This window comes from bacterium SCSIO 12643, assembly GCA_024398135.1.
Classification (GTDB): Bacteria; Bacteroidota; Bacteroidia; order Flavobacteriales_G; family Salibacteraceae; genus CAJXZP01.
In genome coordinates this window covers 3,701,471-3,721,652 of sequence record CP073750.1, presented here as the reverse complement: position 1 = coordinate 3,721,652, position 20,182 = coordinate 3,701,471, and the positions used below count along the sequence as shown (strand labels likewise).

At 36.2% G+C, this 20,182-nt stretch carries 15 protein-coding genes; 2 read left to right on the top strand and 13 right to left on the bottom strand.

All coding sequences use genetic code 11. The features are described from left to right. Positions 1 to 13 precede the first annotated feature (13 nt). The 5 genes from KFE94_16245 to KFE94_16225 form a co-directional block, all read right to left on the bottom strand. On the bottom strand, positions 14 to 292 hold the full coding sequence (locus KFE94_16245; GenBank protein UTW66181.1) for a peptidoglycan DD-metalloendopeptidase family protein: 279 nt from the start codon (positions 290 to 292) through the stop codon (positions 14 to 16). 180 nt (positions 293 to 472) lie between these two features. After that, positions 473 to 1,243 carry a type 1 glutamine amidotransferase domain-containing protein gene (locus KFE94_16240; protein ID UTW66180.1) on the bottom strand — a complete coding sequence of 257 codons (771 nt, stop codon included), beginning with the start codon at positions 1,241 to 1,243 and terminating at the stop codon, positions 473 to 475. Between the two features lie 109 nt (positions 1,244 to 1,352). Next, complete coding sequence (locus KFE94_16235) at positions 1,353 to 1,808, bottom strand: hypothetical protein (protein UTW66179.1); 456 nt, start codon at positions 1,806 to 1,808, stop codon at positions 1,353 to 1,355. Between the two features lie 197 nt (positions 1,809 to 2,005). Beyond that, positions 2,006 to 2,857: a hypothetical protein gene (locus KFE94_16230; GenBank protein UTW66178.1), complete on the bottom strand. Its 852-nt coding sequence runs from the start codon at positions 2,855 to 2,857 to the stop codon at positions 2,006 to 2,008. Next, a complete protein-coding gene (locus KFE94_16225) occupies positions 2,854 to 4,164 on the bottom strand; it encodes a hypothetical protein (GenBank protein UTW66177.1) in 1,311 nt (436 codons plus the stop codon). The genes KFE94_16230 and KFE94_16225 overlap by 4 nt, the downstream gene beginning before the upstream one ends. A 396-nt stretch (positions 4,165 to 4,560) precedes the next feature. Between KFE94_16225 and KFE94_16220 the strand changes: the two genes are divergently transcribed. Further along, positions 4,561 to 4,842 (top strand): hypothetical protein, encoded by a 282-nt coding sequence (locus KFE94_16220; GenBank protein UTW66176.1) that lies wholly within the window; start codon positions 4,561 to 4,563, stop codon positions 4,840 to 4,842. A 35-nt stretch (positions 4,843 to 4,877) separates the two neighbouring features. On the opposite strand, the gene KFE94_16215 is transcribed toward KFE94_16220, so the two are convergent. The 5 genes from KFE94_16215 to KFE94_16195 all read right to left on the bottom strand — a co-directional run bounded on the left by KFE94_16215 (position 4,878) and on the right by KFE94_16195 (position 10,038). Then, complete coding sequence (locus tag KFE94_16215; protein UTW66175.1) at positions 4,878 to 5,276, bottom strand: DUF2513 domain-containing protein; 399 nt, start codon at positions 5,274 to 5,276, stop codon at positions 4,878 to 4,880. A 3-nt stretch (positions 5,277 to 5,279) separates the two neighbouring features. After that, positions 5,280 to 5,726 carry a hypothetical protein gene (locus tag KFE94_16210; protein ID UTW66174.1) on the bottom strand — a complete coding sequence of 149 codons (447 nt, stop codon included), beginning with the start codon at positions 5,724 to 5,726 and terminating at the stop codon, positions 5,280 to 5,282. A gap of 153 nt (positions 5,727 to 5,879) precedes the next feature. Next, positions 5,880 to 7,466 (bottom strand): hypothetical protein, encoded by a 1,587-nt coding sequence (locus KFE94_16205; protein UTW66173.1) that lies wholly within the window; start codon positions 7,464 to 7,466, stop codon positions 5,880 to 5,882. After that, positions 7,467 to 9,158: a hypothetical protein gene (locus KFE94_16200; GenBank protein ID UTW66172.1), complete on the bottom strand. Its 1,692-nt coding sequence runs from the start codon at positions 9,156 to 9,158 to the stop codon at positions 7,467 to 7,469. Positions 9,159 to 9,459: 301 nt separating this feature from the next. Continuing rightward, on the bottom strand, positions 9,460 to 10,038 hold the full coding sequence (locus tag KFE94_16195) for a hypothetical protein (GenBank protein ID UTW66171.1): 579 nt from the start codon (positions 10,036 to 10,038) through the stop codon (positions 9,460 to 9,462). 129 nt (positions 10,039 to 10,167) lie between these two features. Here KFE94_16195 and KFE94_16190 point away from each other — a divergent pair, with 129 nt between their 5' ends. Further along, the gene (locus KFE94_16190) at positions 10,168 to 14,940 is read left to right on the top strand and encodes an ATP-binding cassette domain-containing protein (protein UTW66170.1); all 4,773 of its coding nucleotides are present in this window, start codon (positions 10,168 to 10,170) and stop codon (positions 14,938 to 14,940) included. Between the two features lie 59 nt (positions 14,941 to 14,999). Here KFE94_16190 and KFE94_16185 read toward each other — a convergent pair whose 3' ends face one another. The 3 genes from KFE94_16185 to KFE94_16175 all read right to left on the bottom strand — a co-directional run bounded on the left by KFE94_16185 (position 15,000) and on the right by KFE94_16175 (position 20,082). After that, positions 15,000 to 16,133: a T9SS type A sorting domain-containing protein gene (locus KFE94_16185; GenBank protein ID UTW66169.1), complete on the bottom strand. Its 1,134-nt coding sequence runs from the start codon at positions 16,131 to 16,133 to the stop codon at positions 15,000 to 15,002. Between the two features lie 143 nt (positions 16,134 to 16,276). After that, entirely contained in the window at positions 16,277 to 17,782 is a 1,506-nt protein-coding gene (locus tag KFE94_16180; protein UTW66168.1) for an NAD(P)H-hydrate dehydratase, read from the bottom strand. A gap of 5 nt (positions 17,783 to 17,787) precedes the next feature. After that, positions 17,788 to 20,082: an FdhF/YdeP family oxidoreductase gene (locus KFE94_16175; protein ID UTW66167.1), complete on the bottom strand. Its 2,295-nt coding sequence runs from the start codon at positions 20,080 to 20,082 to the stop codon at positions 17,788 to 17,790. Positions 20,083 to 20,182: the final 100 nt, after the last annotated feature.

Genomic DNA, 20,182 nt, shown 5'->3' with positions numbered 1-20,182 from the left:
AGTTCTTCACTCATTATTTTTTAATCCAATCGCCTTTTTTAAAATCAGCACCTTTATGACCGCCAACAAATTCAATGGGTGTAGATTCCATCCCGGAATCATTTGGTTTTAACACATTGAAATGAAGATGTTCCATGTCGGTTTGATCCGTTTTTCCTGAAAGACCTATGGCTTGTTCAGATTGGACATAATCTCCAACTTCCACAAAACTCTCTTCATGCTTCAGGTGTACATATTGGCTATATAGATTCATTTCCGGATGGAATTCTAGTCTTTGATTTAAATTGTTCATTTATTGGGTCGTTACCAATTGAGATTCTGTCATTTCAAAAAGTTCAACTTTTCTTTGAAAATTTTGTTCTCAAATATCTGAATCCTTTCTTTGGTAATCTATAAAACACATAGATAAATCCCTCAATTATGATTTCTTCAAAAAACCACACTAAAGCATCTAATATCCATTCGATTAGTATCATTCCTCAGTTGTATCAGGTGTAATCAATTTTAAAACTTCATTCGATACAAATTCTCCTCCCGTTGAAAATGATGCGGTAACCAGCCTATTTTTAGCATCTACGATTTCATAGTTGATTTTCTTTTCGCGATTATACACTTTTAGGTTGGCTCCTCTTTTTTGTAACTCTACTTCCATATCATACGGTAGTAACGCTCCAAAGTCAGACTGTTTCATAATGTTTTTTTCATTCCAACTCGGAAAACTGGTCATCGTTTTATCCTTCACCAAATATGCTCCGGATTTCAACTTCACATCCATAAGTGTTGCCGCACCATGCCCAATTGTTCCAATAGCTCCACCTGCATCATATACTCTTGAAATAATTTCGAGAATCTCCTGGTTCTTATGCGTGTCCCAAAACTGTCCATATCCACCTGGAATTATAACAGCCAGATACTCTTCCGGATTGATCTCCGAAGGCTTTAAACTGTGCTCTGTTTTGTTTTGAAACAAATCACTTTCAATGATTGATTTTACCTCGCTAGTGGTATCTCCACTATGATAAATCGGGATGTCTCCACCCTTTGGAGATACGATATCTATGGAATACCCACTCTTTGCAAATTGATTAAATGGAATAGCCAATTCAACGAGATAAGTTCCATTGGGCTCTTTTTTCATTTCACTGACATTGGTGGCTATGAACAGAATTTTGTTTTTTTCGTTTTTCTTAGCACAAGAAACGACCAACAAGAAAATTAAAATTATGGTAAGTATTTTATTCATAGTTCTGTTTTATTGATAACCATCGATTACGGAGATTTTGTCTACCAAACCATCATAAAGGTAAAAAACAATAAAAGGTCCATTTTTGATCATTGTTGTTAGCCCTTTTTTAAATTTCAATATTGATTTCCAGAACAGTTGAACCTAAACCCCAGATATAAATATTTTGATTAGAAGTATAGTTAAATTCCCCCGCAATCACATTTGTCGCATCCAGTTGTTTAATGATTTTAGATTTAGGTATGTATATATCATTGTCTTCTCTTACAGTTGCTAAAATCATTCTCGGAAATAGGTATTTTTCATTTGTTTCTTTATCGATTAATTCCGCGTATATTTTAATCTTATTTTCTTCCTGACTATATTTTATATCAAGCGTATCAAATCCTAATGCCCCTGTTCCTCCACAAGCACCAAGAACATTTAATTTGCCATAGTTTTTTTTTGAAAGCTCTTCTTCATGAGAGAACATAAAATATTTGGTTTCTATTTTAATATTTTCCTTTGGTATTTGGCTCCAGTTTTGGATTAAAAAGAGAAAAATTAAGAAAATTGAATTCATCATATTTGGTTATTGTCCAACACGTACCGTGAATGGTTCGTATCCCGAAAGATATACAATATACACCGCGATAAAAACTATTTTAAACTTTTAAGATACACTTCTAATTCAGTGATCACCCATTCAGGTTCTCCAAGATGGATGTAGTGGCCACTATGCCGGGTGTTTAATATTTTTACATATGACTTGTTGTGTACAGATTATTTGATACAGCCTTCTTTAAATGTGTCCCAGTCAATATTTGGAACTTCCGGGTGCTCTTTCTGAACTGACTCATCCAATTGCTTTTTCATTTCTTGAAAGCTGACGCTATAAATAGATTCAAAACTATAGAAGCCTTCTTTCCAAAGTCTTTTAAATTGGTTGATGCTATAATTGTTTAGAAGATACTCAACCACATAAGCCGATTGATGATAACCGACCATTTCCGGTTGATGATAAAAATCTGTGGTTAAAGAATCTATATGAATTAGTTGATCGGCATCCAAAAAGTATCTGTAAATCTCAGAAACACTATATCCATTACAATTGTCCTCTGCATACGTAGCAAGTCCCTCATTTATCCAGGTAGAGGTATTATGCGGATAACCCCATTCAAGCATTGCGATCAGATGCATTAATTCATGTTTAATAGGTGGTTTTACTTTTTCAGATGAGTCCGCAACCACATAAAGTGTTTTATTATGTGGATAAGCCATGCCCGTGGCATACATTCCCGTCATGACATTCATATCATTTCTTGTTTTTAAGAATCGTATTCGAATGGTGTCAGTAAATTCATCCATATCAATGATTTGGATATCACTTTGCATAGCATCAAAGCACTCTTCTATAAGATCATTTCTACTCTCAAAAGCAAATCCATGATCAGGGAAATTGAAATTTATATTTGCGATTGATTTTAAAACCTGTCCTTCTTTTTCCCATCCGCTCAACTCAACCGACTTTGAATCACTCTGACTATTTGAACAGCCCATAAAAACCAGCAAGACTAAAATGTTCCCAACCAGACTTATTCGTTTTCCCATTTTAAGCATCCATTTATTTCTCATTTATCAAGTATTAACTCCATTGCTTTTTCAAGCTCTACGTCTTTTTTATCTAAAATATCGGCAAGATTTATATGGGTTTGATAGTCTGGAATGATCCCTCTGTTCTTTGTAAAACCAGTAACATCTGTCTGATACGTTTTTGTTGCTACGGAGGCATGAATACCCGTATTTTTTAATGCGAAATTAATGGTATTGGCATTGCAGCTATACGTTGCTCCCGTTTCACTGCCGATTAATGTTCCCAGGTTGTTTTGTTTTAAGATGGAACACAGATGTCCTGTAGTAGAAGTACATAAGGAATTCATGAATACATAAAGTTTCCCCGAGAAGTTATTTTCAAATGGTATAATTTCCTCTTCCAGATCTTTGTAATAGGTTGTCGTGCCTTTTTTATAATACCGGAAAGGGTCATTTGAAATGTATTGCAATAAATGTACTGCGCAGTAAGGGTCTCCTCCTCCATTACCCCGGAGGTCAACCACCACATTTTCGATATCGTGCAGCTTAATTTGATTAAAACAACTATCTATAAAAGATTTAAAAACTGGAAGCTGATCATGATAATACACAAAACTTTTAATGGTCACAATGGCTAAATTTTCAGAAGTCTTGAGGGTGAAGTTTAAATTTTCTGTTGGTGTATTTGAAGCTTGTTGCGCCTTATTTGGCAATTCCCTATGAAGTACCACCTCTTTTTGAACCCCATTTTCCAGAATTTCAATCTTGTAGACTTTTGGAAAGTTGAGCTGATAGGCACAGAAATATCCAAAACTCCTATTCGTTCGAGCATCTGTATATTTTTTGTTGTAACCATCTGATGAAATATGAGCTGCAATTTTTGTTTTGAGATCTAGTACATCCATCCCATTTATTTTCAATATTTCCACCCCTGGTTTTAACTCCGTATGAGGTGCATATGTATCTGTGATATAGAGTTTAGAATCGATGTATTGCACCTTTACAGGAAAAAACATTTCCGGAGAAAAGTTTAATATGTTTCCTGCTGAGGTATAGGTGTGTACACAACCGACCTTCGCAGCAATGGCATTGCAAATCCATGAAAACTCACCTATGGTGGTTGAATCTGTGATGGCATCTTTTTTTTGATGAACAAACCGCTCAAAGTCATCTTTTGAAATGAATTCATAAGGTTGTGGATGATACGTTTGTATAGAGTCTACTAATTGGTTCAAATCTTCTAAATAGGCCGCTTTAGATAATACCTCATCGACATCATATCTGTCAGATTGTGCAAAGACTTGTTGAGTGAATAGGAAAATTAAACTGGATAATAGTATTTTCATCATGTGGTATCACGATTTTAATGGGCAAAATTAGATGATCCAATATACCTACGCGATCACATATGTTAACGAATCAATTTTAATTCGTTTTTTAGTCTTTTAACTAGCCATGTATAAATCCGGATTTAACAAAAAACGGTTCGGACGCAAACCCAAACCGCTATGAGATTGCTTTATATAGTCTTATCGGCTTGCTCTTCCCTCGTATCATTTTTAGTCTTATCTTTGAAGTGCGAAATACATCATACTTTATTAAATGACGCCAAAAATCAAAATTCGGCTTAAACAGAAAATCTTGGATAGGCATATGGGTGCAAGTCCCACAGACCGTTCAAGGCGTTGCTTTGATGTGTTTCGCAGTGACCTATCCTCTTTTTATTCATTTAATCCATTACAATTATGCGAAACACAAATGGTCAAAATGTTTGTCTGAATGACAGCTTTTTGAAAACGGTTAATGGTTCAACCGAACCAAAAGTCACAATACTCTTAAATTCTTCGGAAGCAGAGTTTCTTGATTATGTCAAATTTCACGGAATTGGTGAATTCGTTGAATCGCTCAAAATGATTCACGACTTTGCTTTGTATCACACAGATTTATGTTTTGATACGAACGAAAAGAAAGCACTTTTTAATTTAAAAATCTTGTGGGAAGGATTGGAGCAGATGGGAAAATCTTAATTTCTTTAACGGGCTGTCATAGTTGATAGCCCGTATTACTCTGTCAGTATTTTAATCGCCAATCCGGGAATTTGTTTCAAACCTGCTATTCCAATTTTATCTACTCCGCTCTTTATTTTTTCCCAAACTTTATTGTTATTCATTGCTTCCAAAGCTTGATGTCCTAACATAGTTAATCTGAAATGTTTAACACTTATTATTGGTTCACCCGAACCAGTGAATGAAATCCCTAAATCTCCATTATTATCTCCAATGCACTCAATGAGATTTTGATCATTTAACAATTTTAAATAATGCCAAACCAAATTGAAATCTGTCTTAACATTATGATCATAATTAAGAGACGTGAAAACCTCTAAAGTATTCAAAGTCGGCTTTTTGCTATCTTGAAATCCATTTAAAAAGGCTTTAATTATATCGTAATCAAGTTTCATATTCTAATTTAGTTCAATCGGTAACGTTATACCATAGTCTTCATCAGCTATAATTGCGACTGGTAGATTAATACTTTTGTGATCCACCTGATTCCAAATAGATTTTAACCAATCCCCAACCACATCAGATAGTACATCATTTACTTCGAAACTAGAATCAAAGGAATCCATAAGGGGAACGTTTGGGCTTAAACCTTCTGGAGTATGAATCACATTAATTAAATCAGCTGATTTTTCAATTGCTTTATTCAAAACATACAAATCAGGACCTGATAAAGATACTCTAACTCCAAAAGTACCTTCTCCATCTTGGTCTGGAAAAATCGTTAAATCAATTCTTTTCGTCTTTTCAGGTAAAGATTGTATTGTTTCATTTAGATTCTTTACTGCATTTGATGAATTTTCATCCAGTACTTTTCTTAATTCAATTTTGTATTCGTTTTCTTCCATTCTTATTAATTACTTATAACGGTCTAGTATAAGAATAGTAGCGGATTTATAGACACTAACTTTTCGGTTAAACAGAGACCTTTTTTATATTTACTTATTTTTGTTTTAGCAATTAAACCGCTATTATTTTTATACATTGTTGTGCGCTGGGTTTTAATCTTCAAATGGTTTAAAATCAACGGTTGCATTTATATCTGGGCATAGTTTCGAATAATTTCCGATAAAACATTCTTCTATAAACTTTTTCTTTTCTTCTAATTTTTCTGTTGGAACCTGATAGAGAACAGCATCGTGCATTGGAATTAAAAATTCAATTTCTGGATCTTTAGAAACATCTATAATTGATTTCTTTAAAATATAAGATGCTGCTCCTTGAATCAGTTGACTTAAAACGAATCTAGTTTCAGATTTCTTTCCTTTACCAGCATTAGTTTTTCTTATATTTCGTCTAAGAGTTGTTTCAGATTGAATATAAGCAGACTCTACCGCCTTTTCGGATTCTGAAACCTTGAATTTCTCTAAGTTTTTAAACTTCGAGAAAAAATCTGTGGCAGATGTGTTTTTAGTAAGGCCTTTGGTTTTTATCACATTTTCTATGGAGCTAATCAATTTTTTATTTGACATTCCATATAAATAAGATAGAAAAAGAACTTTAGCTTCTTTTCTTAATGCTTTAGTACCAAAAATATACTCGCTAAAATTAGTATAAATATCTTCACTATTATATAAATCAATCATTACATCATCTTTTGAAAATGATGCAAGAATGCCAGGTTCAAACTGATTAAAATCACAATATAAAAGTGTAAAGCCTTCTTTAGCTTTGAAAATTACTCTATTCTCTTTTTTTAGCTGTTGAATATGTGGGTAATTAATTAATATTCTTGATGTTATTGTTCCAATACAATCGAATTCTGGGTAAATTAAATTCCCCTCTTCTGTGATATATTGTTTAAGCTTTTCATAATCTGATTTAACTCTTAATGTGATATAAATATCCTTACAAATTTCAGAAGTGATTTTAGTGGTCTTTAAGAAGCTAAGAAGGTTGAAGTAATTATAGTCTTTTCTAGAGATTTTAAAACCTTTATCTATTAGAAATAGTCTTATTGATTTATAATTTAAATCAATGAGGTTGTATTTATATCTTAGTTTATTGATTAAAGCATTTTTATTTACTTCTAATTTATTTACTAAATCTTTAAGAATTGCTTCGTCAATGTGAATACCTTCTATTTGTCTTTTGTGAAGTATTTGTTGAATTTCATTTTCTAAGTCATTGAATCTATCTAATTGATTAGATTCTTGAATTTTCACAATTGAATCATCATAATATGCTTTTAATTTCTTAGCAAGAAATTCAAGGGAAGGTATTATTTCATCTTCACTAGTTTCTTCTCTTAACTTAGCATATAAATTTTTGGACTCTTCTGTACCAATATCTCTATTTATTCTATTCCAAAAAATCCAAGGATATTTACCTTTTGGATATGATTTTTTTGATCTTCCAGCGTTTATTTTTACAATTTGACCTAAGTCGGTTATTTTTGGGATTTTTCCTTTGTAATTCTTTCTTATCTGATTTAATAAATATCTTACCTCATATGTTACTATCTCGTTTGGATAATCGATTATTTCTTGAATACTGAACCTTTGAATTGTTCCATTTTCAAATACACCAATGTATATAGATTCGGAGAAATCATAAATATCTATTTTATGTGATAGAAACAATTTCATTTATGATATAAATTCAGGTAATTCATCATAAAAATCCTTGAAATTGAGTTTTGAAGGAGTTAAGCAGTATATGTCATTGTAGTTTGTATTTAAGACTTTATATGTTCCCTTATGTGTTTTGTCTAAGAATTTCTCTACAGATCCCTTAATAATAGTACTATAGTCTAAATTTTTAATACCAATCAAAGCAATTCTTTGCACAAAGAAATTATTAAGGTTTTGAAAATTGTCAGCTATTTGTTTTCTATCATTCCCATCACCAATTGCACATAAATATAGTGCTGACCCACCAATAATAGGTATGTCAGTTGCTCGATGAATTAAATTCTCCCTTGCTTTGTCTAATAATTGCGAACTTTTGTAATTGCGATTAATTAGAATTCTCCAAATATGGTACTCTTGCCATTCGTAAATGTTTTTTTCATCATCTAAAAGAATATTTACAATTCTCTGTAGTTGATTTTCTGTAAGAGGTACACTAATTAAATATCTTGCAAATGAGTCAGTTGACCAAGGTTGGTTAATTAACTCGGAAATTATGGCATTTGTAATTTCATCCAGTTCTAACCTAGCTTTTAATTCAGGTATTCTTACGAGCCTTTCAAGGCGATTAACACAAAACCTGAAATGTCTTTCTAATGTTCCTCCACTTTCTATAAGTGATATAGTTTTTTTCCTTAGCATAGGTACAGCTATTTGTACACCTCTAGCTTTTTTGGACTTTAATAAACTCTCAATTTGATCAATTTGCTTGTCACTTTTTTGTAATGCTTCATTTGCGATAGGTCTATGTTCTGAATTGTTTAAATCTAATATTTGAGTTTTTTTTGAATTAACATTTAACCCTTTTTTTCTTAATTCCTTTACTAATAATTTAAGTGCTTTTCTTCCCTCAAATTTATTTTTGCAGACAATTCTAATATCATCCATATACCTGAAATATTTATAACCAGATTTGATCATTATATCATCAACAGGATTTAAAAAAATATTTGACAAGAATGAGGATGCGTCTCGGTTTTGAGGAATTCCTCTTTTAGTATCTGGCTGGCACCAATTAGAAAGTAATTTATTAAGTTGACTTGAAACTTTCTTGAATTCCTTTTTCTTTTTTGAGTCAATAGTTAAGTTTCCAATTTGGAAATTTAGAGTATTGTTTAAATCTTTAATACTAATGGATTCATAGTAGTTCGATAAATCGGTAATTAGTAAAACTTCATTTTCTTCTTTATCTAATTCTATCTTAGTATCAGATAAAAATTTATTCCACTCATCAACCGCATATTTAAAAAAATATTTGTTACTCCAATCTGAATTTACTCTATGTGAATAGATAGATGCTGAGTGAATTTTATCAAGTTCAGGAGCTATAAAGTCGACACAAGCTTGATAAATTAATCTATCAATAATATTTGTTTCGCTGGAATACCTAATTGTATATCCTGGTTTTGGAATGTCAAAATGTAGCGCAGGACTTGGTTCGTACAATTCATTTGATTCAGTATATTTTTTTAATTGCTCTGAGAAGTATGTTTTATTTTCGAAAATATCCCTAAATTCTAAAAAGTCGGGAAACCAATCATCTCTTAAATCTTGTTTAAGTCTTTTTAGAGCAATATCTAAGTTATATTCAATTCCACCAATCTTAACTTTTGATAGGTCTATTTCGTCTAGTTCAATTTGTTTCTTCAATTTCTCAATGTTTCTTTACCTTGCGCACAACGTAAGTGTATATGTACCAGTACACATACCTCCACTATATCTTTTATTCCTATATTTCGTTTTAAGTATAGCGCCCTACACACCTAACCAACAATAAATACTTATAAGCATTTAAAAGCGGTTATTACTTCCAACAATATGATAACTGGGAGATTTACCATAGGGTAATTGGAAGTATGAAAGTACAAATTTCACTTGTCCCGTGAATGACTAATATGGATATAGTTTTTAACATTTTAAATAACCCTTAAGTCATTTAATATGCACCCAGTTATTCCTTCAAATGTTTCTTTCGTTTCAAATAACCTATATCAATGCCTACTCCTATTCTAAACTCGAAAACAAAAGATGCACGATCTTCGATTTTATCCTCAAAATAAAAGTTATACCCCAATTGGGCTGTTGAAGTAATAAAGAGGGCCTGATTACTTCTAAATTTTCCTGTTACCCCAACTCCTGTTCGGAAATTGCTATTGTTTAGAAAGACCTCATCTTCTGAATTCATTGATTTGGTTTGAACATAATTTCCCTGACCGTATACATATGGAATAAAATAGGTTGAATTCCCTCTTGTTAGAGAATACCTTACTGGGTTTAAGATACCTTTTATTCCAAATTCAGTTTGACTTTCACTGTGATTGTACAGTATCCCAAAGCCCCAATAAGGTAAACGGGTTAAACTGCTCCGAGTATACTTATCAAATTGTATTTCAAATGACCACAAAGTTCTTTCCTGAATATTAAACTGCTGTCCCACCTGCAAAGTGACATCCTTAAAACCCCAACTATTATGCTTAGCATAAACCAAATAAGGGCTTAAGATGATCAATATTAAAACGATTTTTTTCAATTCGTATGTCTGCTTATTAACGGTCAATAACTCATCAGAAGAATGAAACTAATTTAAACTGTTTTTATCTGTAATACAACTTCACAGTTTCCCTCTATTCTTAACCGTAAATAATATTACTTTCACGCCATGAACGCAGGTACACCTTCGGAAATCGTAATTCAGGGCGCGAAGACCAACAATCTTAAAAACGTATCATTAAAAATCCCGCATAATCATTTTATTGTGGTGACAGGGATTTCCGGTTCCGGGAAATCGAGTTTGGTATTTGAAATTATCGCTCAGGAAGGGCAACGGAGATATTTTGAAACCCTCCCCTCTTTTGCGCGTCAGTTTATGGGGAAACTCAACCGTCCGGATGTGGACGAAATTGAAGGTTTATCCCCTGTGATTGCCATTGGTCAGCGTACTACCGGCATGCATGCCCGTTCTACGGTAGGGACTTTATCTGATCTATACGATTTGTTGCGTTTGTTGTTTGCACGTACCGGGAAAACCGAAGCAGATATTTCACTTTCGCGCGCACTATTCTCTTTTAATTCAGAGGTTGGAAAATGTTCGCAATGTAATGGGATTGGCAAAAAGGAAGAAATTGATCTGAATCGTTTAGTTGTACATCCCGAAAAAACGCTTAGAGAAGGTGCTTTGGCGCCTACACTCCCCAATGGGTATATCATGTATTCGCAAGTGACTATTGATGTGCTTAATCAGGTGTGCGAAGCTGAAGGATTTAACGTAGACATTCCATGGAATCAACTCACTGCAAAACAGCAGAAAGTCATTCTATATGGCAGTGAAAAAATCAAAGTTCCATTTGGTAAACACAGTTTAGAATCCAGACTCAAATGGACTGGAATTAAAGCCAAACCCAGAGAAGAAGGGTTTTACAAAGGCATGATTCCGATTATGTCGGATATTCTGCGTAGAGATCGAAATGCCAATATTTTGAAGTATGTCCATTCCGTAACTTGTCCCGAATGTCAGGGCGCACGTTTGAATTCAGACGCATTAAGCGTAACCATTCAAGGGCAATCCATTGCGAAAATCGTACAGCGGGAGTTACACCAATTAAAAAACTGGATCACCTCTCATAACTGGGAACCGATAGCGCATGAAATCATTCAAAAAATCCTGACTCAGGTAGATCTGTTGACAGATTTGGGTTTGGGGCATTTAAGTCTGGACCGACCAGCAAATACCCTTCGAGCCAGTGAAATCCAACGGATTCGGGTAGCTAATCAACTTTTGGTGCCCTTAAGCGATGTCTTATATGTCTTTGACGAACCATCTATTGGTTTGCATCATGAAGAAAACAAACGTCTGATCTACCATCTGAAACAGCTGGTTCAAAAAGGAAATACGGTCATTGTTGTGGAACATGATCTGGATACCATTTCCAGTGCAGATCATATCATTGAAATTGGCCCTAAGGCCGGAATTCGTGGTGGTGAAGTGATTTTTAATGGGGCTTATTCTGAATTTAGAAAACAAAAAGAACTACGCACCACAAGCCCAACTTTACAGGCGTTAGAAAACCAATATGTAGCACATCAATCGGTCTCTGCTCCAGTAGTAAATAATACAGCTATTACATTATTGGGCTGTAGCGAAAGAAACCTTAAAAACATTGACGTGACGTTTCAGTTGGGTAAACTCAATGTGGTCAGTGGTCGTTCCGGAGTTGGGAAATCCAGTTTAGTAAAAGACACCTTGCTTCGAACGGTACGTCAACATTTAGGATTGGAACAAGGAACACCTACTAAAATCAAAGGCCATCGGAATCTGGATGCCATTAATAAACTCATTTTTGTAGACCATTCTCCTATTGGTAAAACCCCACGGAGTAATCCTACTACATATTTGGGTTTATCAGATCATATCCGGGATTTGTTTGCCAGTCTCCCAGAAGCCAAAGAAAGAAAGTATACCAAATCTCGTTTTTCATTTAATTCCAAAGGCGGCCGTTGCGAAACCTGTCAGGGTGCAGGGAAAACTCAGATCGGCATGCACTTTTTGGGAAATGTAGATTTGATTTGTGGCACCTGTAATGGAGATCGATTCAATGCAGAAACGCTTGAAATTAAATTCAAAGGATTGTCTATTGCAGATATCTATCGATTATCCGTAGATGAAGCGCTCACCTTTTTTGAAGATCAAAAGAAACTTCAAACCGGACTAAAAGTGTTACAGGAAATTGGGCTTGGATATCTTCAATTAGGACAATCCTCCACCACACTTTCAGGTGGTGAAGCCCAACGGATTAAAATTGCCAATCAACTACAAAAGAAAGATACGGGAGATACGCTATATGTCGTTATAGAACCAAGTATAGGGCTTCATGCCAGTGACGTACAATCGCTCTTAAATTTATTCGATCGTATCAAAAAGCAAGGCAATACTATCGTCTGCCTGGAACAAAACGAAACTATTATAGGTTGGAGCGATTGGCACATTGAATTGGGGCCACAAAGTGGTTCTGCCGGTGGAGAAATTATCCATCAAGGTATTCCAAAACCAACCAGCCACTCGCAGTCTCCTATTTCGCATGATACTACAGATGTCAAATCCAACGAGATCGTGTTAAATGGTGTGCGTACCCATGGACTTAAAAACATTGATATACGCATTCCAAAAAACCAACTGACTGTAGTCACCGGGCTTTCTGGTAGCGGTAAATCTTCATTGGTATATGATACGCTATTCGCAGAGTCTAATGCACGATTCACCGAATCTTTATCTACGTACCATCGAAGCTTTTTGCAACAAAACAGTGAAGCTGTGATTGATTCGTTTTCTGGATTAGGGCCTGCCATTGGTATTCATCGAAAAGGAGGCGCTGCTTCACCCAGATCTACTGTTGGAACACTCTCCGGAATTTATGATGCATTTAGGTTATTGTATTCTCGAATGGCACAACAAGCAGGAGAAATCTATACCGCCCAACACTACTCTTTTAATCATCATTTAGGCGCTTGTCCGGCCTGTGAAGGTTTTGGTGAAATCCAGAAATGTGATCCGGATGAAATCATTGTTTCACCTGATAAATCCATTTGGGATGGTGCGATTTCTACCAATAAAGCTATTGCTTATTATGCCGATCCAAATGGGCAATTTATGGCCACTCTTCGTGAAGTTGCTCTACAGAAAAACTGGAATATCGAACGCTCATGGAATCATTTGGAACCTGAAATTCAGGAAACCATTCTCTATGGTACCGGAGATACTGAATGGGATGTGACCTGGAAATATGTCACCAAAACCAGTTCCGGAACTCAGCAATTAAAAGCTAAATGGTTAGGACTTTGTCGTTATATCGATGATGAATTTCAAAGAAGACGTCACAATAAAAACATTCAGCCTTTATTAGACTTACAACACCATGTGACTTGTGAGATATGTAATGGGAGTCGCTTAAAGCCAGAGTTATTACACACTAAATTTCTAGGTAAAAATATCCATGAGCTCACGCAGCTAAGTATTACTGCATGTTTAGATTTACTAACAAATGAAGGAGCTCAAATGGATACCACCACACATGCCATCAGTAAAGTGGTACTGCCTCCGGTAATTCAATCGTTGCAAACCATTCAGGATTTGGGATTGGGATACTTAAATCTGGATCGGTCGGTAAATACTTTATCCGGTGGTGAAAGGCAACGAATCACACTAGCCGGACAATTGGCGACTCATCTCTTTGGCGTTACTTACGTGTTGGATGAACCTACCATTGGGTTAGATGCTGGTCAGGTTTCTGTTCTATCTAACATATTGAAACAAATTGTAGCCAATGGAAATACGGTTGTTGTGGTAGAACATGATCCGTCATTTATTCAAACTGCTGACTATTTAATTGAAATGGGCCCGGGCGCAGGAGTTTTAGGTGGTGAAGTGATCTATCAGGGACAATTAGATGGATTGGAACATGCACCTCATTCGGTGACTTACCAAATGATGCAAAAAACTCAGCTTTCCCCAACGAAAACCACAACACCAAGAGGAAAACTCTTTGGTCTACAGGGCGCCTCTGCACACAATCTAAAATCAATTGATGTTGAATTTCACGGACAACAGATTATTGCTATTACAGGAGTTTCGGGAAGTGGTAAATCCAGTTTGATTAAAGATGTCCTACATCAATCATGGGTTAAACACAAAGCTGTTCACTGTAATGCTACCTACGGATTCGAACAATTTGATGAGGTTATTTTGATTGATCAGGAAACCGTTGCTTTAAATCGATTGAGTACACCTCTCTCCTATACCGGAATTCTGGACGGTTTAAAAACACTTTTTGCAAAAACCGAAACTGCCAAAACTCTAGGTTTCAAAAAAGCGGATTTTTCCTATCAAAGTAAAAAAGGGAAATGTCCTACGTGTAATGGAAATGGAAAGATCAAAACCAGTATGGATTTTATGAGTGATCTGTGGTTAACCTGTGACGCATGCCATGGGCAACGTTATCACCCATCCATTCTGGAATGTAAGTTCCAGGGGCATTCCATTGGGGATTTACTTCAAATGACCATTCAGGAAGCTGCCACTTTTTTTGAAGAGAAATCCATTGTCGCACAACTCAAAATCTTACTCCGGGTAGGCTTAGGTCATTTACATCTGGGGCAAGCCGGAAATACGCTTTCTACCGGAGAAGCACAACGTTTAAAGTTGGCCAAATCTATGTGTAGCAAACAATCAAAAAAAGGGAAAACCTTATACCTGTTTGATGAACCCAGCACCGGATTACATTACTTCGACTTATTACCGCTCATTGAAGTTTTCCAAAAACTGGTTCATGATGGGCATACTGTACTTTTTATTGAACATCATTGCACATTAATTGAATCCGCCCACCATATTATTAAACTTGGCCCCGGAAGTGGGGATTTGGGAGGAGAGTTGGTATGAATTGAGGCATAGAGACAATTGACTTCTAGTCAATCCCTCTGGTACCTTTATCTTTTGCGTTATTCTTTAATAAACTTCAATCTGGAATTCCGTTTGTTTACCATCCGAATCAAATACAACCCGGAAGGCAAATCAGATACATCTAAAGGTACCTGAGAATAAATAGTCGCTGTTTTTACCAATTGTCCATTGGCATTATAGATTTGAATTTGTTGACGACTTTGAAGATCTGAGAATTCAATCGTAATCAGATTTGAAACGGGATTTGGATATACAGACCATTGGACCTCCTTGTCTAAATCATCGACATCGGATATGATGTCAGAGATTAATCGAATATTTTTAGTTCCGTAATCAGAAATATAAAGCTTATCCTGATTCTTATTGGTAGCAATCCCATTGGGTCTGTTAAACTCTGCATTCTGCGCATTACCATTTGTATTTCCAGGATTTCCGGTTCCGGCAAACTCCGTCACCACTCCATTGGTACTGATTTGATAAATCTTATGGACTCCAATCCCTGTGGCATATAGGTATCCGGAAGCATACGTTAAAAAACCAATCCCCCATGATCCTGACTTAGGTACTTTACCGATGAATTCTAAACTATCTCCTGCGTGTGTAACTTTATATATCTCACCATCCGAAAAATTGGCTACGTATAAATTATACTGATCATCATACGCCATTCCTACCGGGCCATTTAACAATGAATGATTGCAATAAAGCGAAACCGTTCCATCAGGGGCCAGTTTGCTAATGCTATTGGAGGAACTGGTGTATTGACTCACATATAATGTGTCGCTAAACGGATCAAAAATAATCCCGGAAGCTCCTGGAATTTTGGGCCCATAAGCAGTTTTCGCCCCATTTTGGTCTAATTTATAGACTTGATGATCTTGATTGGATGAAGTAAAATCCACCACATATAAGTTTCCTTGGTGATCAAATGCCAATCCATTGCAGGAACTATAACCTGTTGAGAATGTGGAAACATTACCCGCTGTATCAATTTTATATACAGATGATCCTCCTGTGGTGGATACGCCAAAGTCTGATCCGTAAATATTGCCCAGACTATCTACTACGATAGCATCGTTAATTCCTGAGTTGGGTCCTACCAGTGTGGTTACATTTTGTGAAAATAACATCCCATTGATCAATAGGAACAGCGTAAGAATTCTGGTTTTCATAGTATAGTTTTGTTTCGTTCGGTTATTGATTTTATGTAGTTCTCTTATGTTATTAAACAAGAACAATCTCATTCAAAACAAGTTAACTAACTATACTATTAACGAAAGATCAAATGTAAAGGTGAGGCTAAATATAAATTGCTTTACGCAATAGTTTTAAAAGCCTGCCCTAAATGGTCTATAATATTCATTGCAGTTAAACTCTCTCTGCTCTCTGTATGTAAGGCTAAATCTCCAGCAAGTCCATGAATATAAACCCCTAAAATAGCAGCTTGTTTAGGGCCATACTTTTGTGCCAATAATCCGGTTAAAATTCCGGTCAACACATCGCCACTTCCTGCGGACGCCATTCCCGGGTTTCCGGTCGTATTAAAAAACACTTCTCCATCCGGACAAATTACCGCAGTATGCGCGCCTTTTAAAATCACAAAAACATCTTGGGTCATTGCAAACTTTTTTGCCTGTTGCAATCGTTCAAAAGCGCCTCTGGATGGTTTCGGGTGTAATCTTTTCCATTCTCCAAGGTGTGGTGTTAAAATAGATTTAGAGGGAATCGTTCCAAGTGTTGATTCATCCTCTGCACAGATATTTAAGGCGTCTGCATCAATGACAACAGGTGATTTAGCTTCATCTAAAATATTTTTTAGAGCTATTTTAGTCGCGTTATCCTGTCCTATTCCTGGGCCTATCCCTAAAGTTTGCGTATCATTTAAGTGAGAATGGGAAGTCAGATATTCATCATGGGCATCCGGCACAACCATCACCTCAGGAATAGCTGTTTGCAAGATATCTACACCGCATTTCGGCACCTGTGTCGTCACCCAACCCGCACCTGATTTCAAAGCGGCTTTTGATGCCAACACAGCAGCTCCCATTTTACCTAAACTACCTGCTGCAATGAATGCATGTCCATAGACACCTTTATAATCAAACTTACTACCGGATTGATGAATCAACTGTGCCGTAAACTTTTCAATGGTGAAATACTCTGTAGATTCGTGTAAAACAAACTCTTCACTAATCCCAATTGGAATCACGATGAGTTCTCCGACATTTTGATAATTCTCAGGGAACATAAACGCTAACTTGGGAAATTCGAAAGTCAAGGTATAATCCGGTTGAAAGATTATCCCATTATTCTCATCATTATCCTCGGCAAACAAACCGGATGCAATATCAATCGCAATTTTAGGCTGAACACTTTGATTCAATTTCTCCATCAAAGCCCCACACCACCCTTCGACTGGTTTTGACAAACCGGAACCAAGAATCGCATCAATGGTTACATGCGCATTTCCAATGTTTCCAAACGCTTCTTCAGATTCCAATACCTGAATATGGATATCCAACTGTTGTAGCCTGCTTTTATTGGCTAAATAATCCGCACTATACCTATTTCCAAGTTTAACTTCGTACACGGAAACCTGATATCCGCTCTCATTCAGCAATCGTGCAATCACCAAACCATCACCACCATTATTCCCCATTCCGCAAAACACATTGAAAGTCGTTTGCGTATTGAACTTCTTTTGAATCCAATGAAAAGCATTTGTAGCTGCTCTTTCCATCAAATCCAATGAAGAGATAGGCTCATGCTCTATCGTAAACTGATCCGCCTTTCGAATTTGTTTTGCTGTGAATATTTTCATGTCAATCAGCTCTTTCTGAGCTTCACGATTATGGATTTAGATGCCGGAGTATTACTGATCTCCGCTTTATTTTTTAAAGATACTAAAACATTGGCTTCAGGGAAGTATGTTGCCGTACACTTTTCAGGAATATTATATGGATAAACAATAAACTTCTCTGCTACGCGGATTTCATTATCATCCTCACAAATTATATCCACAATGTCATTCGCCTGTAAACCCTGTTTTTCAATATCATTTGCGTTCATCAAGATCACTCTCCGTTCGTTATAGATTCCTCTGTAACGGTCATGTAATCCATAGATGGTGGTATTGAACTGATCATGTGTTCGAATGGTCATCATCAAAAACTCATCATCTGCAATCTTTATTTCCGAAGCTTTATTTACCGTGAAATTAGCTTTACCTGTGTGTGTTGGAGTAAAGTCTCCAGCTCTGGAGTTGTTTGGTAAATAAAAACCTCCCAACTGACGCACACGCGTATTGAAATTATCAAACCCAGGAATCGTTGCTTCAATTTTATCTCGGATCAGGTCATAATTGGTTTTAAAACTTCCCCAATCGGTTTTTGTATTCGATTTTAAAGTGGCCTGCGCTATTTCAGCGATAATGGTCGGCTCACTCTTCAAATGCTGTGACAATGGTTTCAAATTTCCCTGTGATCCATGCACCACACCCATTGAATCTTCTACACTCACAAACTGCGCCTTTCCGTTTTGCAGATCTCTTTCAGATCGTGTGATACATGGTAATATCAATGACGTTTTTCCATGTACCACATGACTTCTGTTTAATTTGGTGGAAACCTGAACAGTCAAATTACATTGTCTCAAAGCCTTTCCTGTTAACTCCGTATCAGGTGTGGCTGAAATGAAATTCCCTCCCATTCCAATAAATACTTTGGCTTTGTTTTGGTGCATAGCTTCAATGGCCTCTACAACATCAAAACCATGGGCTCTCGGGGGATCAAATTGAAATTCACGTTGTAGGTTATCCAAAAATCCAGCTTTTGGTTTTTCCCAAATTCCCATGGTACGATCTCCCTGTACATTACTATGGCCACGTACCGGACAGGTGCCTGCGCCTTTTTTACCTACACTACCTTTCATTAAAAGAAGATTAACCACTTCTCTAATGTTATGAACACCATTTTTATGCTGTGTTAACCCCATAGCCCAACACACAATGATCTTTTTCTTTTCAATCAGCAATTGGGCTGCTTCTCGAATTTGGCTTTCATCCAATCCGGTTTGGGAAACCAAATTGTTAAAATCTTGTTTTTCTAAATCGGCTTTTAAATCTTCAAACCCTTTCGTCTTTTGTGATATAAATTCCTGATCTAATACCTGTCCTTTGTTTTCTTCCTCCGCCTCTAGTAATAGCATCATCAAAGCTTTTAACAAGGCCACATCACTATTGATTCGTACCTGTAAGAAAATATCCGTAAGCTGAACTCCTTTACCTAATAAGTGTTTCGGTTTTTGTGGATGTTTAAAATTCATCAACCCGGCCTCTATCAAAGGATTCACAGAGATGATCTTACCTCCATTCTTTTTGGTATCCTCCAAAGCAGATAACATTCTGGGGTGATTTGTTCCCGGGTTTTGCCCCATCACAATCACCACTTCAGCATGTTTAAAATCTTCAAGAGTCACTGACCCTTTTCCAATACCTAAAGTCTCAATCAAACCGGCACCACTGGATTCGTGACACATATTCGAACAATCCGGTAAATTATTCGTTCCAAACTCACGTGCAAAAAGTTGATACAAGTAAGCTGCTTCGTTACTGGTTCTTCCGGAGGTATAGAATACCGCTTCATTTGGAGAATTCAGATGATTTAATTCACTCCCTATCAGATCAAATGCTTCTTTCCATTCAATGGGTTGATAATGGGTATCTCCAGCTCTTAAAACCATTGGATGAGTAATCCTTCCCGACTTACCAATCTGATAATCGGACCAACTCCCTATTTCTTCCACAGAATGTTTTGCAAAGAATGCAGGATCTACTTTTTTGGTGGTCGCCTCTTCTGCGATAGCTTTTGCCCCATTCTCACAATATTCCCCAAGTCCGGAACGATGTCCATCCGGATCAGGCCAGGCGCAACCAGAACAATCAAAACCATTCTTTTGATTCATTTTATTTAACACCTTTAAAGCTCTCGGTAAAGCCATTTCATCCAATACATGTTTTACCGCAGAAGTAACGGCCTTAACACCAGCCGCTGTAGATTCCATCTCTCCAGATTTAAGCCCCGTAAATTTTACCGGAGGTTGTGCATTTGTTCTTTTTATCATTTAAGATTTCATTAGTTTTTTAAGGCTTTTTTAAAGCCGGCCAAAACTCCAAAAAAATGTTTATTCAGGAGTACTATTTACAGTGGAAAAAAAATTTGAC

Excerpts from the sequence above, each read along its gene's own strand:
- KFE94_16245 (UTW66181.1), bottom strand. The coding sequence starts at position 292 with ATGAACAATTTAAATCAAAGACTAGAATTCCATCCGGAAATGAATCTA.
- KFE94_16240 (UTW66180.1), bottom strand. The coding sequence starts at position 1,243 with ATGAATAAAATACTTACCATAATTTTAATTTTCTTGTTGGTCGTTTCT.
- KFE94_16235 (UTW66179.1), bottom strand. The coding sequence starts at position 1,808 with ATGATGAATTCAATTTTCTTAATTTTTCTCTTTTTAATCCAAAACTGG.
- KFE94_16230 (UTW66178.1), bottom strand. The coding sequence starts at position 2,857 with ATGAGAAATAAATGGATGCTTAAAATGGGAAAACGAATAAGTCTGGTT.
- KFE94_16225 (UTW66177.1), bottom strand. The coding sequence starts at position 4,164 with ATGATGAAAATACTATTATCCAGTTTAATTTTCCTATTCACTCAACAA.
- KFE94_16220 (UTW66176.1), top strand. The coding sequence starts at position 4,561 with ATGCGAAACACAAATGGTCAAAATGTTTGTCTGAATGACAGCTTTTTG.
- KFE94_16215 (UTW66175.1), bottom strand. The coding sequence starts at position 5,276 with ATGAAACTTGATTACGATATAATTAAAGCCTTTTTAAATGGATTTCAA.
- KFE94_16210 (UTW66174.1), bottom strand. The coding sequence starts at position 5,726 with ATGGAAGAAAACGAATACAAAATTGAATTAAGAAAAGTACTGGATGAA.
- KFE94_16205 (UTW66173.1), bottom strand. The coding sequence starts at position 7,466 with ATGAAATTGTTTCTATCACATAAAATAGATATTTATGATTTCTCCGAA.
- KFE94_16190 (UTW66170.1), top strand. The coding sequence starts at position 10,168 with ATGAACGCAGGTACACCTTCGGAAATCGTAATTCAGGGCGCGAAGACC.
- KFE94_16185 (UTW66169.1), bottom strand. The coding sequence starts at position 16,133 with ATGAAAACCAGAATTCTTACGCTGTTCCTATTGATCAATGGGATGTTA.
- KFE94_16180 (UTW66168.1), bottom strand. The coding sequence starts at position 17,782 with ATGAAAATATTCACAGCAAAACAAATTCGAAAGGCGGATCAGTTTACG.
- KFE94_16175 (UTW66167.1), bottom strand. The coding sequence starts at position 20,082 with ATGATAAAAAGAACAAATGCACAACCTCCGGTAAAATTTACGGGGCTT.